The sequence below is a fragment of the Selenomonas ruminantium AC2024 genome, from assembly GCF_000687995.1.
Lineage (GTDB): Bacteria > Bacillota > Negativicutes > Selenomonadales > Selenomonadaceae > Selenomonas_A > Selenomonas_A ruminantium_B.
Genome location: NZ_JIAC01000001.1, coordinates 16,307 through 34,499, shown reverse-complemented (window position 1 = coordinate 34,499; position 18,193 = coordinate 16,307). Strand labels below are relative to the sequence as shown.

17 protein-coding genes are annotated in these 18,193 nt (G+C 53.0%); all 17 read left to right on the top strand.

Features of this window, described 5'->3' with window-relative positions; all coding sequences use genetic code 11:
- The first annotated feature begins 4 nt into the window (after positions 1–4).
- Positions 5–763 carry a tRNA threonylcarbamoyladenosine dehydratase gene (locus tag P157_RS0100160; protein WP_026759231.1) on the top strand — a complete coding sequence of 253 codons (759 nt, stop codon included), beginning with the start codon at positions 5–7 and terminating at the stop codon, positions 761–763.
- Positions 760–1,725 (top strand): NAD(P)H-dependent glycerol-3-phosphate dehydrogenase, encoded by a 966-nt coding sequence (locus P157_RS0100155; protein WP_026759230.1) that lies wholly within the window; start codon positions 760–762, stop codon positions 1,723–1,725. Before P157_RS0100160 ends, P157_RS0100155 begins: the two co-directional genes overlap by 4 nt.
- Positions 1,726–1,776: 51 nt before the next feature.
- Positions 1,777–3,531, top strand: a complete 1,755-nt coding sequence (locus P157_RS0100150; RefSeq protein ID WP_026759229.1) for a diguanylate cyclase — start codon at positions 1,777–1,779, stop codon at positions 3,529–3,531.
- A gap of 27 nt (positions 3,532–3,558) precedes the next feature.
- A complete protein-coding gene (locus P157_RS0100145) occupies positions 3,559–4,836 on the top strand; it encodes an SLC13 family permease (protein WP_026759228.1) in 1,278 nt (425 codons plus the stop codon).
- Positions 4,837–4,956: 120 nt separating this feature from the next.
- Positions 4,957–5,229, top strand: a complete 273-nt coding sequence (locus P157_RS0100140; RefSeq protein ID WP_026759227.1) for a DUF4321 domain-containing protein — start codon at positions 4,957–4,959, stop codon at positions 5,227–5,229.
- A gap of 19 nt (positions 5,230–5,248) precedes the next feature.
- Complete coding sequence (locus P157_RS0100135; protein WP_026759226.1) at positions 5,249–5,839, top strand: Maf family protein; 591 nt, start codon at positions 5,249–5,251, stop codon at positions 5,837–5,839.
- Positions 5,808–6,500 (top strand): RadC family protein, encoded by a 693-nt coding sequence (gene radC / locus P157_RS0100130; protein WP_026759225.1) that lies wholly within the window; start codon positions 5,808–5,810, stop codon positions 6,498–6,500. Before P157_RS0100135 ends, radC begins: the two co-directional genes overlap by 32 nt.
- A 160-nt stretch (positions 6,501–6,660) precedes the next feature.
- Positions 6,661–7,701, top strand: coding sequence for a rod shape-determining protein (locus P157_RS0100125; RefSeq protein ID WP_026759224.1), 1,041 nt, complete (start codon positions 6,661–6,663; stop codon positions 7,699–7,701).
- Between the two features lie 6 nt (positions 7,702–7,707).
- A complete protein-coding gene (mreC, locus tag P157_RS0100120; RefSeq protein ID WP_026759223.1) occupies positions 7,708–8,658 on the top strand; it encodes a rod shape-determining protein MreC in 951 nt (316 codons plus the stop codon).
- Positions 8,655–9,155, top strand: a complete 501-nt coding sequence (gene mreD / locus P157_RS0100115; RefSeq protein ID WP_026759222.1) for a rod shape-determining protein MreD — start codon at positions 8,655–8,657, stop codon at positions 9,153–9,155. The genes mreC and mreD overlap by 4 nt, the downstream gene beginning before the upstream one ends.
- A gap of 42 nt (positions 9,156–9,197) precedes the next feature.
- Positions 9,198–11,003, top strand: coding sequence for a penicillin-binding protein 2 (mrdA, locus tag P157_RS0100110; protein WP_026759221.1), 1,806 nt, complete (start codon positions 9,198–9,200; stop codon positions 11,001–11,003).
- A 41-nt stretch (positions 11,004–11,044) separates the two neighbouring features.
- Complete coding sequence (minC, locus tag P157_RS0100105; protein WP_026759220.1) at positions 11,045–11,719, top strand: septum site-determining protein MinC; 675 nt, start codon at positions 11,045–11,047, stop codon at positions 11,717–11,719.
- Entirely contained in the window at positions 11,716–12,507 is a 792-nt protein-coding gene (minD, locus tag P157_RS0100100; RefSeq protein ID WP_026759219.1) for a septum site-determining protein MinD, read from the top strand. The genes minC and minD overlap by 4 nt, the downstream gene beginning before the upstream one ends.
- A 13-nt stretch (positions 12,508–12,520) precedes the next feature.
- On the top strand, positions 12,521–12,793 hold the full coding sequence (gene minE, locus P157_RS0100095) for a cell division topological specificity factor MinE (protein WP_026759218.1): 273 nt from the start codon (positions 12,521–12,523) through the stop codon (positions 12,791–12,793).
- A gap of 16 nt (positions 12,794–12,809) precedes the next feature.
- Positions 12,810–13,913 (top strand): rod shape-determining protein RodA, encoded by a 1,104-nt coding sequence (rodA, locus tag P157_RS0100090; RefSeq protein ID WP_037368027.1) that lies wholly within the window; start codon positions 12,810–12,812, stop codon positions 13,911–13,913.
- Positions 13,914–14,087: 174 nt separating this feature from the next.
- Complete coding sequence (locus P157_RS0100085) at positions 14,088–16,700, top strand: TIGR03960 family B12-binding radical SAM protein (protein WP_026759216.1); 2,613 nt, start codon at positions 14,088–14,090, stop codon at positions 16,698–16,700.
- Positions 16,701–16,736: 36 nt separating this feature from the next.
- Complete coding sequence (locus P157_RS0100080) at positions 16,737–18,179, top strand: Rne/Rng family ribonuclease (protein ID WP_026759215.1); 1,443 nt, start codon at positions 16,737–16,739, stop codon at positions 18,177–18,179.
- Positions 18,180–18,193 lie beyond the last annotated feature (14 nt).

Below are 18,193 nucleotides of genomic sequence, written 5' to 3'. Positions count from 1 at the left end.
AGCATTGAGTAATGTACATAGATTTTCCCGTTCCGAGCTGCTCTTGGGACGGGAAGGGCTGGCAAGGCTGGCGTCTGCCACTGTCGCTGTCTTTGGCGTAGGCGGCGTAGGCTCCTTCGTAGCCGAAGGGCTGGCCCGGGCTGGAGTGGGGCATCTCGTGCTGGTGGATAATGATAAAATCAGTCTTACCAATATCAACCGGCAGCTTCATTCTCTGACATCTACCGTGGGCAAGTCAAAGACTGCAGTTATGCGGGAACGTATTATGGATATCAATCCTGCAGCTAAGGTAAATGAAATCAATGATTTTTATCTGCCGGATAATGCCGACAGTTTTTTTATTGGTGACTATGATTATGTGGTGGATGCCATTGATACGGTGGCAGGCAAGGTGAGTCTGGCGGTGGAATGTCAGAAGCGCCAGCTGCCATTGATTGCCAGTATGGGAGCGGGCAATAAGTTTGACCCCACGCGCTTTGTGGTGTCCGATATCTACAAGACCAGTGTTGACCCGCTGGCCCGCGTGATGCGCCGCAAATTAAAGCAAGAGGGCGTGAAAAAGCTCAAGGTGGTTTATTCCACCGAGGAGCCTCGCCAAATCATGCTGCCGGAAGATGGCGAAGCGGAGAAGAAGGGCAGTGCCGGACGGACCGCGCCGGGCAGCATGTCCTTTGTGCCCTCGGTGGCAGGTCTTATTATCGCCAGCGAGGTCGTCAAGGATTTGACAGGAAATTTCGGGAGTCAACGGGAGGCAGATAAATGAAAATTGCAGTGTTAGGCTGCGGCCGCTGGGGGTCTTTTCACGCCTGGTATGCCCAGCGTATTGGCCATCAGGTGATGCTATGGGGCCGCAAGGGTTCTAAGCATCTGCAGGCGCTGCAGGAAACGCGGCAGAATGAATATCTGACCTTGCCGGAGACGGTGGAGCTTACGGATGATTTGGCAGCGGCGGTGGCTTTTGCCGATATTTTGATTATCTCCATCAGTGCCCAGAAACTGCGGGAGTTCTGCCGCCAGTTAAAGGCTCTGCCCCAGCTGGATGCGAAGAAGTTTGTCCTGTGCATGAAGGGGCTGGAAATCAGCACCGGCAAGCGCCTTACCACTGTGGTGGCGGAAGAACTGGGCACGGACAAGCAGGTGGCAGTATGGGTAGGCCCCGGCCATGTGCAGGATTTTGTACGGGAGATTCCCAACTGTATGGTCATTGCCGCCAAGGAAATGCAGCTGACCCGGGAAATCGTCAATGCTTTTGCCAGCCCGTTAATCCGCTTCTATTACGGCGAGGATTTGCTGGGAACGGAAATCGGTGCGGCTGCGAAAAATGTCATGGGACTGGCCGCTGGTATGTTAGACGGCCTCGGATACAGCAGCCTCAAAGGGGCATTGATGGCCCGGGGCACCAAGGAACTATCCCGTCTTATTGAAAAGATGGGGGGCGACCGTATGACGGTGTATGGCCTCTCCCATTTAGGGGATTATGAAGCCACTCTCTTTTCCCCGTTCAGCAATAACCGCCGTTTTGGCGAGGAATTTGTCAAGGGGAAGAACTTTGGCAAATTGGCCGAAGGGGTGTATACGGTGACGGCATTGATGGATATTGCCCGGGAGTACCACTTGGAATTACCAATTTGTGCAACGGTCAATGCCATCATCAACGAAGGAAAATCTCCCCAGGAAGAGCTTTTGAAGTTGTTCCTGCGGGATAAGAAGAGCGAACAGGAATAAACCGTCGGCGGCCAGACTGCCGGCTGACCCAATAAGAAGGTATATGAACAGATGAAGCAAATACCCTATGCCATACATACAATTAAAGAATTGCAGGCTTGTGTGGAGGAAGTGCGGGAGACAAGCCGCCAGTTAAAGCATCTTTCCGGCGTGTTGGTATCGGTGTTTATGGACCCGACGAAGAAAGCCATGCTGGAGGGAATTCAAAAGGCTATACAGGCTGTGTTCCCCGAAGCACAGGTGATTGGCTCCGTATCCAGCGGGGAAATTGTCAATGGCCAGCTTCTGGATCAAGGTGTGGCAGTTAATTTTACCCTCTTTGAAGAATCTACGGTGCGCGTCTTTGCCTACGATTTTGGGGCAAAGAAGAGCAGCAGCGCAGGGCGAGAGCTGTTGAGCATTTTACAGGCAGACAGGGATGCGGCGGCGGTAGAGATTATCTCTTCCGGCTTCCACTTGGATATCAATCCCTTTTTCAAGCAGCTGTCCGCAGCCCGGCGGAAGATTTTTTTCTTCGGCGGACTGGCAGATGATGGCAGTCTGGGGAAGAATGGTCTGGTGTTTACCCACTCGGCGCAGCTCCATCATGGCGTGGTTGTGGCTGTGTTCAGCGGGAAAACGCTCCATGTGCAGGGCAGTTCCAGTTTTGGCTGGAAGCCTTTGGGACGCACCATGACGGTGACGAAGATGGAGGGGGATTACTGTCTGCAGGAACTGGATGGCCGTTCGCCGCTGGAGGTTTTCGAGCGCTATCTGGCCATTCGGAACACCGATGACTTTTTGGTGGAGGCACTGACCTTTCCCTTTTATTTCGAGCGTCATGGTACGATTCTGGCGCGTCATCCCCGCCGTTGCCGCGATGACGGCAGTATGATGTTCGGCGCGGATTTGCATGTGGGCGAACAGTTGCGGCTGGCCTACGGTGACCCCGGGGACATCATTGATAACGCCATGGCCCTGCAGGAGAAGATGGCGAGCTTCAAGCCGGAGGCAATCTTTGTGGTGAGCTGTGTGGCGCGCTGGATGCTGTTGGGCAGTGATACGGAGAAGGAACTGGCGATTTGCAAGCATTTGGCTCCGTCGGCAGGTTTCTATGCCTATGGGGAGTTCATGCGCAACAGCAGCGGTGAAATCATGGTGTCCAATATGACACTGGTGACCATTGCCATGCGCGAGGGGTTCTGCATGGGACGACAGTCCAATGTGGTGCCGTCGCGGCCGAAATTGAAAGGCCATCGCTCCTTGATGGCGCGGCTGGTGCATTTCATTGAAACCACCACCAAGGAATTGGAGGAATCCAACCGCCAGCTTACCCATCTGGCGCAAATAGACAGGCTGACGGGACTCTTTAATCGCGGGGAAACGGAAGCCAATCTGAAAACGCTGCTGCAGCAGACCAGAGAATATCAGGAGCCGCTTTCGGTACTGATGATGGATGTGGACGATTTCAAGATTATCAATGACACTTATGGCCATGCCGTTGGGGATGATACCTTGAAGTCCATTGCCAGGATTTTGCATAAGAATACGCGGCGGGGAACGGATTTCCCCGGACGCTGGGGCGGGGATGAATTTTTCGTCATCCTGCCGGGAACCACGAATGACCGGGCCAGGGAGATTGCTCAGCGCATTGGAGAACTCATCAATGAGCAGGCTCTGCTGCCGGATGGTGCAGTGGTCACCACCAGTATTGGCGTGGTGACAGCTGCTACGGATGATACGCCGGACAGCTTGTTCAAGCGGGCCGATAGTGCTCTCTATGAGGCCAAGCTGATTCGCGGTAAAAATAATGTTGTTGTGCACTAAGAGGTACAAATTTAAGGGAGGAACATAATGGAAGTATTAGCGGGGGTTATTTTTGTTTTCATGTACATGGTAATTGTGTCGGAGAAGATTCACCGCACAGTGGCAGCCATGCTGGGTGCTACGTCGATGATTCTGTTGGGGATTTTATCCCAGGAGACAGCGCTTCATCATATTGATTTTAATACGTTGGGGCTTTTGGTGGGCATGATGGTGCTGGTGGGCGTTACCAGCCATACGGGCCTCTTTGACTATGTGGCCATCAAGGCCGCCAAGGTGGCCAAGGCTGAACCGAAGCGCATCCTCATCTATCTGGCGCTGATTACGGCGGTATTCTCCGCGTTCCTGGATAATGTGACCACGGTGCTGTTGATGGTGCCGGTAACCTTCAGCATTACCCAGAAGCTGCATCTGAAGGCGAATCCCTTCCTGCTCACGCAGATTATTGCTTCCAATATCGGCGGTACGGCAACGCTTATCGGTGACCCGCCGAATATCATGATTGGCAGCGCGGTAAAGGAATTGACCTTTATGGCCTTTATCGAAAATCTGGCGCCGATTGCCATTCTTAATCTGATTATCGTTATCTTCCTCGTGGAAATCATTTACAAGAAGGGCTTGCATACCAAGCCGGAACTGCAGGCGGATTTGATGCAGATGGATGAGCATAAGGCGCTGAAAGACCGCCGTCTGCTCAAGAAGTCCCTGTTTGTGCTGACGCTGGTCATCTTAGGCTTCTTCACCCATTCCATCACGCATGTGGAATCTTCCATGATTGCGCTGACGGGCGGCTTCCTGCTCCTGCTGCTGGCGGGCGGCAGCCACCATCTGGTGGAAAGCTCCATGAAGGCTGTGGAGTGGGCAACGATTTTCTTCTTTATCGGTCTCTTTATCGCAGTAGGCGGTCTTATCGAAACGGGCATTATCGGCAGCATGGCCAGCCAGGCAGTAGAACTCACTGGCGGGGATGTGACGGCTACTTCGCTGCTCGTGCTCTGGCTTAGCGCCATCGTTTCCTCGGTACTGGATAATATCCCCTTTGTCGCCACCATGATTCCGCTGATTCAGAACATGGGCGCTATGGGCGTCAGCAATCTGGAACCCATCTGGTGGAGTCTGGCACTGGGTGCCTGCCTCGGCGGCAACGGCACGCTGGTCGGTGCTTCGGCTAACCTCATCGTAGCCGGTCTGGCTGCTGAGCGGGGCGTCAAAATCACCTTTATCAATTATTTCAAGATTGGTTTTCCGATTATGCTCTTGACGATTGTATTGTCAACGGTGTATGTTTATATCCGGTATCTGATTTGACCGGATTTGGGCCTGTAAATTCCGGTGGAATTTATGGGCCTTATTTTATAAAAAATGTCTTTACTAGCAGGAATTTTTGCAGCAGACACGAATGGTTGTACTTTGAAGGAGGAGTTTTGGGTGGCAAAATTTGGCGGACATGGCTATGGCATGGCCATACTCTTTGTGGTAATCGGTGCGATTTTAGGCGGTATTTTGGGGCAGCTGCTGACTGGCGTGGAAGCCTTAAGCGGCGTGATGCCTTATCTGGTGAATACCTTCCCAGTATTTGACACGTCAGCCTTTACGATTAATCTCTATGTGATTCAGCTGACACTTGGGCTGGCCTTTGCACCCAACCTCATGAGCATTCTGGGCATTGTCATCGCCCTGATTCTGTTCCGTCGTTACTAAGAGAAAGGAGACTTGGTTTATGTTTATTCTGGCTTCGGGGTCGCCACGGCGAAAAGAACTTCTCCAGCAGATAAATGCCCGTTTTGAAATTCGTATCAGCGCCGCGGAGGAACTCAGCGGAGATGGAATAAGTCCTGCTGAAATGGTGGAAAAAAATGCTGCGGCAAAAGCGCAGGCTGTGGCCCGGCTTTATCCCAATCATGCTGTATTGGGCGCAGATACGGTGGTAGCATTGGACGGGCATACTTACGGGAAACCGGACAGCCGCGAGGATGCCATCCGCATGCTGAAGGAGTTTTCCGGCAGAACGCATCAGGTGCTCACCGGCATTGCCTGGGTGTATAATGGGCATCTTTTTACGGATGTCGTAAAGACGGATGTGGAGTTTGCCCAGCTGGCAGATACGGAAATCGAGCGCTATGTGAAGAGCGGTGAACCCATGGACAAAGCCGGCGCTTATGCCATTCAGGGGGCGGCGGCGGAATTCATCGTAGGCATTCATGGCTCCTACAGCAATGTGGTGGGACTGCCCCTCAATGCGACTGTACGGCTTGCGCGAAAGGCAGGCGTAAATTTGTATGGCGATTATGGTGAGGGATTTACCCCCTGAGGAACGTCCGCGGGAGAAACTGCTGGCCTATGGGCCGAGCGGGCTGAGCAATGCAGAACTGCTGGCCATCCTGCTGCGCAGCGGCACACGGAAAAAATCCGTCCTGCGCATTGCCGAGGAAATTCTGGCCCGCATCAAGGAGCAGGGCTTAGTGGGGATGGTACATATCTCGGTAGCCGAACTGGCAAAGATTGACGGCGTGGGCAAGGTCAAGGCTGCCACGTTGCAGGCGGCCATTGAGCTTGCACGGCGGCTGGCTGTCCAACAGTCGGCCAAGATTCAAATGATTACGGGGCCGGAGGATGTGGCGCGTTATGCCATGCCCCATTACCGCTTCGAGCAGAAGGAGCACTTTGCGGTGTTGCTCCTAAACACCAAGAATCATGTCATCAGTATGCCGGAGGTTTCGGTGGGCAGTCTCTCGGCCTCAGTGGTTCATCCCCGGGAGGTGTTCCGGGCGGCTATCGACCATGCGGCAGCCGCCATGATTCTGCTGCACAATCATCCCAGCGGCGACCCTACACCTAGCCGTGAGGATATTGCGGTGACGGAACGGCTCGTGAAGGCGGGGAAGATTATGGACATTCCCGTGCTCGACCATGTGGTGCTGGGCAGGGATCGCTTCATCAGTCTCAAGGAGAAGGGCCTGCTCCAAGGATAAGTTTCTAATCGAAATTTTATTGAAAAAATAATCGTTTGCCTGTTATCAAAATAGCTATCTTGTGATACAATAAGATAGCTATTTTGTTTTTGAAGAATATATGCGCTGCTTAGCTTGCGGCGTAGATAGATGGTTTTTTCGAAGGGAGTTTTTTGACAAAATGTGGAGTCTGTTTGGCGGTTTTTCGCACGATATGGGTATTGACCTGGGCACGGCTAACACGCTGGTGCATGTAAAGGGCAGAGGCATTGTGCTGCGGGAGCCCTCTGTAGTAGCAATCAAGAGTGATACGGGGGAGGTTCTGGCTGTAGGCGAGGAAGCAAAGCAGATGATTGGCCGTACTCCGGGCAATATTGTGGCAATCCGCCCCATGAAGGACGGCGTTATCGCAGACTTTGATGTAACGCAGGCTATGCTCAAGTATTTCATCCGCAAGGCCATGAACACGAAGTCTTTTGTACGTCCCCGCGTGGTAGTTGGCGTTCCCTCCGGTGTTACGGAAGTGGAAAAGCGTGCCGTAATCGATGCTGCGCAGCAGGCTGGTGCCCGTGAAGCATATCTGATTGAAGAACCGATGGCAGCAGCTATCGGTGCCGGTCTGCCTGTAGAAGAAGCTACCGGCAGCATGGTTGTAGATATCGGCGGCGGCACGACGGAAATCGCTGTTATCTCTCTGGGCGGTATCGTTACGAGCTGCTCCATCCGCGTCGGCGGTGACGAAATGGACAGCGCCATTGTGCAGTACATCAAGCGCATGTACAATCTGATGATTGGTGAGCGCACAGCTGAAGAAATCAAGATGACCGTTGGTACGGCTATCGTTACGCCGGAAGCTGACAAGACCATGGATATCCGTGGCCGCGACCTCGTATCTGGTCTGCCCAAGACGCTCACGATTCAGGCTAAGGAAATCCGTGAAGCACTCAATGACCCCATCTACAAGATTATCGATGCGGTTAAGGGCACGCTGGAAAAGACTCCGCCTGAACTGGCAGCTGACGTTATGGACCACGGCATCATGATGACCGGTGGCGGCGCCCTCTTAACCAACCTCGACAAGCTTCTGTCCCATGAGACGGGCATGCCGGTACTGGTATCTGAGGATGCTCTCTCCTGCGTAGGCGAAGGCACGGGCCGTTCCCTGGAAAACATCGAGCTCTTGAAGCGCGTGGTTATGACTGGCAAAAAGCTGAGAAGCTGATAAAAAATGAGTAATCGTGTAAGAAGAGATAAGGAAGACGGACGCAAGGGCTGGGCCATGGTGTTTGTCGTGGTCAGCCTCTTTTGCATCATATTTTTTGCTGCCCGGGGACGTTTTCAGGCGCCGGTGAGCAGTCAGGCTGTTTCGCTGGTCCTGTCTCCCTTCCAGCAGGCAACGGATTGGGTGGCGAATGAAATTCGCTATGTTACGAGCGTTGTCTGGGAAGTTTCCACGCTCTATGAGCAGAACAAGATGCTCCGAAATGAAGTGGAGCAGCTGCGGGGCATCAACCTGCAGGCCAATGAAGCGCTGGCAGAAAATGAACGACTGCGGACCATGATGGGCTATCAGCATTCTGCCCGTCAGTTTGATTTGGTGGCAGCCAGAGTCATCGGCCGTGAGTCCGAGACATGGTCCAGCATGATTGTCATTGATAGAGGAACGCTAAACGGCATTCAGAATGATATGCCGGTGGTGACGCCGCAGGGATTGGTAGGCCGAGTGGTAGAAGCTGGCCCAAATTCCTCCAAGGTGCAGCTGATTTTGGACCCGCGTTCTTCTGTGGGCACCATCGTGCAGCGGGCGGAGTCGAGAGTCACTGGCATCGTGCAGGGCGATATGGACAATCCCACCATGCCGCAGATGGTGAACATTCCCAAGAATGCCGATGTGGTGGAAGGGGATGTCATCGTCACCTCAGGCTTTGGGGGTATCTATCCCAAAGGCATCATCGTGGGGCTGGTCAGCAGCCTCAAAAATGATGATGGCGGCCTCCTCAAAATCGGCGTGTTAGAATCGGCCGTGGACTTCCAGAAACTGGAAGATGTGATGGTGATTACGGCTTCGCGTGAAGCACCGCCGGAACCCATCAAACCTCCTGTGCAGACGCCAGGAACGGAAACGGACCCCGTAACGGGCGAGCGCATCGCTGATCAGAAGGCGGAGGGGCAGAAATGAACAATTTCGGCAAACTGGCCGCCTTTGCAGTGGCCCTGTATGTTCTGCAGACTTCATTTTTCCCTCTGATTGCCTACCATGGCATCAGCCCCAACTTCATGCTGCTTTTGACCACATCCTTCGCTTTTTTGAAGGGCATGGAGAAGGGCACCTTGATGGGCTTTGCCACAGGTCTTTTGACGGATTTGTCCACAGGAACTTTTTTCGGCGTGCATGCCTTTACCTATATGCTGCTGGGAAATCTGTGCGGCCGTTTTGCGAATCGTGTTTATAAGGAGCAGTTTTTCCTGCCGGTGTTCGCATCTTTAGGCATTACTGCGTTAAACTATTTTATTTTGGCGTTACTTATGGTATTATTAGGGTATCGCTTTAATCCAATCAGCAATGTGCAGGTCATGCTTCTGCCCATGCTGATTTACCAGCTGGCGTTTGCCTATCCGGTTCACTTTTTGACCTATCAATTGGATAAGAAACTCAGCACAAAAGAAACAAACTGATTAAGGCACCTGCGGGTGCCTTTTTTATGGGAGAGATACTTTTTGGTCGAAAATGACGAATTTGGCGGCCGGCTCAATGTCCTAGGCTGGCTGTCGGTGCTCGTAGTGGCTGTGCTTATCGGCCGGGCCGGCTACCTGCAGATTTACGAGGGTGATTATTACGCCCGCTTGGCTGAGGGCAACCGCATCCGCATCATTCCTACCATGGCTCCCCGCGGAACCTTTTTTGACCGCAACGGTGAGCTTTTGGTACAGAACCGTCCGGGCTTTGCGGTTTCGCTGATGCCGGTGATGACCAAGATTGACCCGGTGGTGATTAGCCGTCTGTCGGAACTGTTGAAGGTGCCGGTGGAGGAAATCAACAAGAAAATCGAGGCCCATACGGGCTTTGACCCCATTCGGATTAAGGCGGATGTCACCCCCGATATTGTGACCATTATCGAGGAACAAAAGAATAATTACCCCGGTGTCATCATCGAGGTACAGCCTATCCGCGACTACATGAATAAGGAAGAAGCGGCTCATACCTATGGCTATGTCAGCGAAATCAATGACATGGAGCTCGAAAAGAAAAAGGATGAGGGCTACAAGAGCGGCGATATCATCGGCAAGTTCGGTCTGGAAAAAATCTACGACAAGGAACTGCGCGGTGAAAACGGTGGTCAGCAGGTGGAAGTAGATGTTACGGGCAAGCCTGTGCAGATTATCGGCAACAAGCCACCGACGCCGGGGGATGACCTCTATCTCACCATTGACAAGAATCTCCAGACGGCAGCCGAAAAGGCTGTGGATGAGCAGTTAAAGCTCATTCATGCTAATGCGGCGGCTGTGGTGTGCATGAATCCACAGACCGGTGAGATTCTGGCCATGGTGAGCCGTCCTGCCTTTGACCCCAACCTCTTTGCCCATGGGATTTCCTCGAAGGATTGGAACAAGCTCAACAACAATCCCTACCATCCCATGGACAACAAGGCCATCACCGGTGAATATCCGCCGGGGTCTACGTTCAAGATTATCACAGGTACGGCGGCCCTGACCGAAGGTGTGGTTACACCGTCCGAGCTCATCATGGACAGCGGTCATCACTGGATTATCCCCAAGGGCAACGCCGAAGGCGAAGCTCTGGGCCTTATCAACTTCCAGCAGGCCATGGCGCACTCCGATAACGTCTATTTCTATGAAATGGGCAATCGTCTGGGCATTGACCGATTGGAAAAATACGCCCGCATGTTCGGACTGGGCAAGATTACCGGCATTGACCTGCCCTATGAGTCGGATGGCCTCGTGGCCAACCGCCGCTACAAGGAGAAGAACTTTGAGGATGGCGACTGGTATCTGTCGGAAACCTTCGACGCCGCCATCGGTCAGGGCTTCAATCTGGTAACGCCGTTGCAGGCGGCCATGGTCATGGGGGAAATTGCCGCTGACGGCAAGCGTTACAAGCCCCATCTGGTCAATCGCATTGTAGGGCCGGATGGCAAGACGGTGCGGGAATTCAAGCCGGAACTTCTGGGAACGCTGGACGTGCCGGCCGCAGACATTCAGCTGGTGCAGACCGGCCTCCACGAAGTTACCAAATACGGTACGGCGGCCAGCATTTTCAAGGGCTTTCCCATTGAGATTGCCGGTAAGACCGGTACGGCGGAAAACCCGCATGGCCGCGACCACGGCTGGTTTGTGGCCTATGGGCCCTTTGCGAATCCCGATATCGTGGTAGCGGTTATCGTGGAACAGGGCGGCTTCGGTTCCCAGTCCGCAGTGCCAATCGGCCGCAAAATCTTAGAGGCCTGGTTCGGCCTAAACAAGCCTCAGCCGGCACAGCCAGCAGACGGGCAGAAAAAACAATAATCAAGTAAGCAAGACTATATTATAGAGAAACGAGGGCAGCCATGAGTGAAGATATTGTAAAAATCAAGGGAACTTCCCTTGGATTACAGCTGAGCTTTGCCCCAGAGGCATCCTTTGAAGATGTGCGGGAGAACCTGAAAAAGAAACTGGAATCCGGTACCACCTTCTTTTTGCGGGGCACCTTGGTGCTGATTCCCCGGGATGTGTTCATGGGCAGCGAGCGGGATGAGCTGCAGAGGCTCTTCCATGAGTACGGTCTTATCTGCCGTACGCAGAAGCCCGAACCGGAGGAAACGCCGGAAGCAAAAGAAGTTCCGGCCCAGCCTGCACCCGCGCCAGCACAGACTAGCAGCCAGCCTGAGGAATTAAAGCCGCAGGAGATGGTGGTCATCAACAGGACGCTGCGGGGCGGCCAGGAAATCCGTACCAAATCTTCGGTGCTGGTCTGCGGCAACGTAAATCCCGGCGCCCAGATTATCGCCGGTGGCAGCATTGATATCCGCGGCACCTGCCGGGGAATGGTGCATGCCGGAGCCTATGGGGACAGTACGGCATTTATTATCGCCGACCATCTGATGCCCACACAGATTAGAATCTCAAACCTCATCGCCCGCTCCCCGGACGAGATGGAAAAGACTGACCGCGCCGAACGCGCTTCGATAAAAGACGGTCAAATCGTAATCGAACCAATAGAAAGGCAGGATAAGACAGTATGAGTGAAATCTATGTAGTAACATCTGGCAAAGGCGGTGTTGGTAAGACTACGACAACGGCTAACTTGGGTATGGGACTTGCCATGCGGGGCAAAAAGGTAGTATTGGTGGATACCGATACGGGCCTGCGTAATCTCGACCTTCTCTTAGGTCTGGAAAACCGCATCATGTATGACCTGATTGACGTAACGGAAGGCCGCGTGGCTTATAAGAAAGCCCTGGTGCGCCATAAGAAGTACGACAATCTGTTCCTGTTGCCCACGTCCCAGGTTAAGGACAAGATGGCCGTAAATCCGGAACAGCTCGTAAAGCTCTGCGATGATTTGCGCAAGGAATTTGACTACATCATCATCGACTGCCCGGCAGGTATTGAACAGGGATTCAAGACGGCTATTGCCGCTGCGGATACGGCACTGGTTGTCACCATGCCGGAGATTTCGGCGGTACGTGATGCCGATAAGATTATCGGTGAACTGGGCCGTGCGGACAAGGATAATATCAAACTCATTGTCAACCGTATTCGTCCGCAGATGGTAGAAGACGGCGATATGCTCGACATGGAAGCCATTAATGACATCCTCTCGCTCGACTGCATTGGTCAGGTGCCGGATGACCTCAAGGTCGTTACCAGCACCAACAAGGGGGAACCCTGCGTGACCATGAACGATAGCGAAGCCGGTCAGGCATACCGCAACATTGTAGGCCGTATGCTCGGTGAGGATATTCCCTTTATGGAATTCCACAAAGACGGCGGCTGGTGGAAACGCTTAAAACGCATGTTCAAACGCTGAGAGGAGGGGTAATATGTTGGACGCATTGATGAAAATTTTTGGCAAAAAAGAAGAAACCGGTAAGATTGCCCGGGATCGCCTGAAGGTGGTACTTATCCATGACCGTGCCAATATTTCCCCGGAGGTTATGGACAATCTGAAGAATGACATCATTAAAGTTATCTCCAATTATATGGAAATCAATCAGCAGGATATGGATATCTCTCTGGCTAATGATGATGATTCTGTAGCTCTGGTAGCCAATATCCCCGTCAGCCGTATGAAGCATGACAAGGGCGAGCATTGAGAGAAGATAAACAATCATGACCAAAACGATCTTACGCCGCACGGACTTAACTCTGCTGGCGGCAACGGCCGGTATCATCATCATGAGTCTGGTGATTATCGGCAGTGCCACGCACATCAATACCCCCGGTGACGAGCGGTATTGGTTCGTGGCCCGGCAGGGCCTCTTTGCGGCGGTAAATATCGCTATGGCGGCTTTTCTGATGAACTTTGACTATAAGATGTTGCAGGGCTATGGCAACAAGCTCTACATCTTCAATCTCATCATGCTGGTGGCGGTTATGCTGGTGGGCCAGTCGGCCTTGGGTGCGCAGCGGTGGATATCCATCGGGCCAATCAGCATCCAGCCTTCGGAGTTTTCCAAAATCATCATGATCGTATCTCTGGCTACGATGCTGGAGGATCGGGTGGGGAAACTCAACAATCTCCATGAGCTGCTGCCCGTGGCGGCCTATGTGGGCCTGCCCTTCCTGCTGGTCTTGAAACAGCCGGACCTTGGGACCTCGTTGGTGTTTATGGCGATTTTCTTAGGCATGGTCTTTGTCAGCGGCATTAACCTTAGGCTGCTCGGCGGACTCTTTGCGACAGGCATTGCCATGATGCCGCTGCTCTGGCATTTTTTGAAGGACTATCAGAAGATGCGCATTATGGTCTTTATGGACCCGAATGTGGATCCGCTGGGCTCGGGCTATCATATCATCCAGTCCAAGATTGCCATCGGTTCCGGTATGCTCTTTGGTAAAGGTCTTTTCGAAGGCACGCAGAGTCAGCTGGACTTTTTGCCGGAGAACCACACGGACTTTATCTTTGCCGTGGTCGGTGAGGAACTGGGCTTTATTGGCGTTGTATGCCTGCTGCTCTTGTACCTCGTGGTACTTTGGCGTGGCGCGCAGATTGCCAAGGATGCCAGCGATATGTTCGGCCGCCTGCTGGCGGTGGGCATCACGTCCATGCTGGCCTTCCATGTGCTGGTCAATGTGGGCATGACCTTGGGCATCATGCCGGTTACGGGGATTCCCCTGCCGCTTATGAGTTACGGGGTAAGTTCACTGACTACCAATATCATGGCGATAGCGATATTACTGAATATACAGCTTAGAAAAAAGAAATTAGAATTCTAGTAACTAAAAAGCCTTCCCCTGGAGGGGAAGGGGGACCGCGGAGCGGTGGATGAGGTCAAAAGGCAGGATATCTGTACACCTCATCCGTCAGCCTGCGGCTGCCACCTTCCCCTCTAGGGGAAGGCTCTGTATTTGAACTGAATGTGTAAAAGATGTATGGAGGAATTTAACGAAATGGTACAACTCAATCATGAGGTGCTCCAGTCGGTGCTGAAGCCGTCCCGCTATACGGGTGGTGAATGGAATGCACAGGTGAAGGATTGGGATAAGGTTGACTGCACCTTTGCATTGGCGCTGCCGGATGTCTATGAAGTGGGCATGAGTAACTTGGGACTGGCGATTCTCTATGAAATCCTGAACAAGGAAGCGAACATTGCCGCCGAGCGTGTCTATGCGCCCTGGACGGATATGGAAGCGGAGATGCGCAGCCGCAATATCCCGCTGTTCTCGCTGGAAACGAAGCACGAGCTTTCTAAGTTTGATTTCTTCGGCTTTTCCCTGCAGTATGAGATGATTTACTCCAACGTGCTCAATATGCTGGACCTCTCAGGGATTCCCCTTTGGAGCAAAGACCGCGGCGAGGATATGCCCTTTATCGTGGGCGGCGGCCCCTGCGTTTACAACGTAGAGCCCATTGCGGACTTCTTTGACTTCTTTATCGTCGGTGAAGCAGAGGATGCCATTGTGGAGGTTTCCAAGACTTTTATCGAGTGGAAAAAGGCAGGGCGCATTGGCGGACGTCGAGGTTTCCTCGAACGTCTGCTGGTGATTGACGGCATCTATGTGCCGTCCTTCTACGAGCCGAAATATACGGCAGATGGCGACTATGAAAAGCTTGAACCGCTGCATGAAAACGCCAAGACCCTTATCTATAAACGTGTCTGCAAGAATATGGATGAGACCATGAGCGTGGAGCACCCCTTGGTGCCGTCCATGGATATTGTCCATAACCGCGCCATGCTCGAACTCTTCCGTGGCTGCTCCCGTGGCTGCCGTTTCTGTCAGGCGGGTATCTGCTATCGTCCGGCGCGTGAACGTACCGAAGAAAATCTCAAGAAGATGGCCAGAAACTTAGTCGACAGCACCGGTTACAACGAAATGAGTCTGACTTCGCTGTCCTCGGCGGATTATTCCTGCCTGGGCCGTCTGGTGGATGATTTGATGCTCGGCTTTAAGGACGAGGAAGTGAGTTTCTCCCTGCCGTCCCTGCGCATTGACAGCTTCTCCATTGATTTGGCGCATAAAATGCAGCAGGTGCGCAAGTCCGGCCTGACCTTTGCACCCGAAGCAGGTACGCAGAGACTGCGCGATGTCATCAATAAAGGTGTAACTGAGGAAAACCTTATGAATGCCTGCGCTTCGGCCTTCAAGCAGGGCTGGAAGCAGGTCAAGCTCTACTTTATGATGGGACTGCCGACAGAAACCGACGAGGATGTTATCGGCATTGCCAAGCTCGCGAAGAAAGTCGTTGACCTCTATACGGAAATCAAGGGCAAGCGGGGCGTCAAGGTCACGGTGTCTGTTTCCTGCTTCGTGCCGAAACCCTATACGCCGTTCCAGTGGTTCGGTCAGCTGCCCATTGAAGAATTCCAGCGCCGTCAGGAACTCTTGAAGGAGCACATCACCGATCGCGCGATTACCTTTAATTACCATGATGCGCGTCTGTCTGTTATCGAAGGTGTGTTTGCCCGTGGTGACCGCCGCTTAGCAAAAGTGCTCTATCAGGCATGGCAGGATGGGGCCAAGTTCGACGGCTGGACGGATTTGTACCAGCATGAAACATGGCTTAAGGCGATGGAAAAATGCGGCATTGATGGTAAGTATTACAGCCAGCGCACCCGCAACTTTAACGAGGCACTGCCCTGGGCGATTACCTCGCCGGGCGTCAATACGGAGTTCCTGCTGCGTGAGTGGCATAAGGCCATGCAGGCGGCCCTCACCGAGGACTGCCGCCGTGGCAAGTGCTCGGCCTGCGGCATCTGCCCGAATCTTGGCGTACATGTGATGGATTATGCCAAGGAAGAAGCAGAGCGGAACTATCAGTCGCCGGAACTGCCCGCTAAAGTCCATCGTGACCCTAAGGATTCCGGCCGTCCCCGCACGCTCTATAAATACCGTGCGGAAATCACCAAGGGCGAAGATTTGCGCTACGTATCCCATCTGGATTATGCCAATATCTTTATCCGTGCGTTCAAGCGTTCCGGCCTGCCGATGGCGTATTCCGAGGGCTTCAACCATCATATGAAGGTCGCCTTTGCTTCGGCCTTGTCTTTAGGCGTGACCAGTGAGGCGGAGTATATGGAATTTGAACTCTTAAAGCCCGTCTGCCAGCCGGAGGTCTTTGACAAGCTCAAAGCCCAGCTGCCGCCGGGGATTGAACTCAAGGAACTGCGCGAGGTCAAGACCAAGCAGAAGGCCATGATGGCGCAGGCCGATGAGGCAAGATACGCAGCTTATATGCCGCTGCGGGGAGACTTGGCCCTTGCCCAGGCGGCGGTGAAGCGGTACAATGAAGCGAAGGAAGTTCAGTTCCAGCGCGTTACGCCGAAAAAGAAGCGCGATATTGAACTGAAGAAATATATGAAACAGCCAGTGAAAGTTTCGCTTGAGGGGAATACGTTGGTTCTGGATATTGATATTGCGATTACGGACAGCGGCAGCGTGAAGCCGAGTGAAGTAATTCATGTTCTTGCTGAACAGTTCAGCTTACCAGCCAATCCTGCAGAGGCGAAAATCTGTCGGACAGCCATGCTGGCTAATGGGAAAAGGCTCGTGGAACTTGTATAGTTAGTTCGATATTATAAAAATGGGGGAGGTGATTTGATGAAATCTATTCTAGTAACGGTTGTACCCGAAGAAACGAAACTGGCGATTCTTGAAGATGGCAAGCTTTCTTCGATAGAAGTGGAGCGGGCCACACATTCGCATCTTGTTGGCAATATTTATAAAGGACAGGTGCAGAATGTCCTGCCGGGGATGCAGGCGGCGTTTGTGGATATTGGGACGGGCAAGAATGCGTTTATGTATATCGGGGATGGAATGCCTGCGGATGTGAAGCAGACACTTCCTCATCCGCAGAAGATTCATATCGGTCAGCAGCTGCCGGTGCAGATTATTAAGGACGCTATCGGCTCGAAGGGGCCGCGGGCGACTACGCATATTACCCTGCCCGGGCGCAATGTGGTGCTTTTGCCGACGGCGGCTTATATTGGCATGTCCCGGCGGATTGAGGAGGAAGCGGAGCGCAACCGGCTGCATGATATTGCCTCCCGCATTTGCCCGGAAGGGATGGGCCTTATCATCCGCACGGTAGCGGCAGGGGCTACGGAAGAGTCCTTGCAGGAAGATGTGGAATATCTGGAAAAGCTCTGGCATTCCATGATGGCTCGCTTCAAGATGAAGAGCAAGGGGGCCAATCTCCTTTACCGGGATGCAGATTTGATTATCCGTGTTGTGCGGGATAATCTGACGCCGGAAGTGGAGGCCATGTGGATTGACAATCAGGCCGTCTATCAGCGGGTGCGGGATTTTGTGCAGCTGCTGTCCCCGGAACTTACGGAGAAAATCCGGTATTATGACAGCCGGGAACCGCTCTTTAAGCATTACGGCATCGAAGAAGAGCTGGATAATCTGGGCGGGCGTACTGTGGAACTGAAGTCCGGGGGCTTCCTGGTCATCGACAAGACAGAGGCGCTGACGGTGATTGATGTGAACACCGGCAAGTACACGGGCAGCACCAATCTGGGGGAAACAGTCTATGCCACCAATCAGGAGGCGGCGGAAGAAATCATGCGCCAGCTGCGCCTCCGGGATATCGGCGGCATCATCATCGTGGATTTTATCGATATGGAAAAGGACGAGCATAAGGAACAGCTGCTCGCTCATTTGCGGGAACTGGCCAAGTTTGACCCCACCAAGACCAATATCGTGGATATCACGAGTTTGGGGCTGGTGGAAATCACCCGCAAGAAATCTCGGCAGAATCTGGATAGCATCATTTACAGCGAATGTCCTATCTGTCATGGGCGTGGGCGGGTGGAATCGCCGGAGACGGTCAGCATCCGCATTGCCGGAGACATCCGCCGCATGGAGCATAAATCCCATGCAGAGGACGGCTATGAAATCGAAGTCCATGAATCTGTGGCGGAGGAACTTCGCCACAATCAGTTGCTCATGAATCTGGCGGCGGAATTTGCCATGGATATCAAGGTCACGGCCACCCCGGGGATGCATCCGGAAAATTATGTCATATTGCAAAACAGTTAAGAGGCTGAATAAGC

Coding starts and splice junctions, on each gene's coding strand:
- P157_RS0100155 (WP_026759230.1), top strand. CDS start 760: ATGAAAATTGCAGTGTTAGGCTGCGGCCGCTGGGGGTCTTTTCACGCC.
- P157_RS0100150 (WP_026759229.1), top strand. CDS start 1,777: ATGAAGCAAATACCCTATGCCATACATACAATTAAAGAATTGCAGGCT.
- P157_RS0100145 (WP_026759228.1), top strand. CDS start 3,559: ATGGAAGTATTAGCGGGGGTTATTTTTGTTTTCATGTACATGGTAATT.
- P157_RS0100135 (WP_026759226.1), top strand. CDS start 5,249: ATGTTTATTCTGGCTTCGGGGTCGCCACGGCGAAAAGAACTTCTCCAG.
- radC (WP_026759225.1), top strand. CDS start 5,808: ATGGCGATTATGGTGAGGGATTTACCCCCTGAGGAACGTCCGCGGGAG.
- P157_RS0100125 (WP_026759224.1), top strand. CDS start 6,661: ATGTGGAGTCTGTTTGGCGGTTTTTCGCACGATATGGGTATTGACCTG.
- mreC (WP_026759223.1), top strand. CDS start 7,708: ATGAGTAATCGTGTAAGAAGAGATAAGGAAGACGGACGCAAGGGCTGG.
- mreD (WP_026759222.1), top strand. CDS start 8,655: ATGAACAATTTCGGCAAACTGGCCGCCTTTGCAGTGGCCCTGTATGTT.
- minC (WP_026759220.1), top strand. CDS start 11,045: ATGAGTGAAGATATTGTAAAAATCAAGGGAACTTCCCTTGGATTACAG.
- minD (WP_026759219.1), top strand. CDS start 11,716: ATGAGTGAAATCTATGTAGTAACATCTGGCAAAGGCGGTGTTGGTAAG.
- minE (WP_026759218.1), top strand. CDS start 12,521: ATGTTGGACGCATTGATGAAAATTTTTGGCAAAAAAGAAGAAACCGGT.
- rodA (WP_037368027.1), top strand. CDS start 12,810: ATGACCAAAACGATCTTACGCCGCACGGACTTAACTCTGCTGGCGGCA.
- P157_RS0100085 (WP_026759216.1), top strand. CDS start 14,088: ATGGTACAACTCAATCATGAGGTGCTCCAGTCGGTGCTGAAGCCGTCC.
- P157_RS0100080 (WP_026759215.1), top strand. CDS start 16,737: ATGAAATCTATTCTAGTAACGGTTGTACCCGAAGAAACGAAACTGGCG.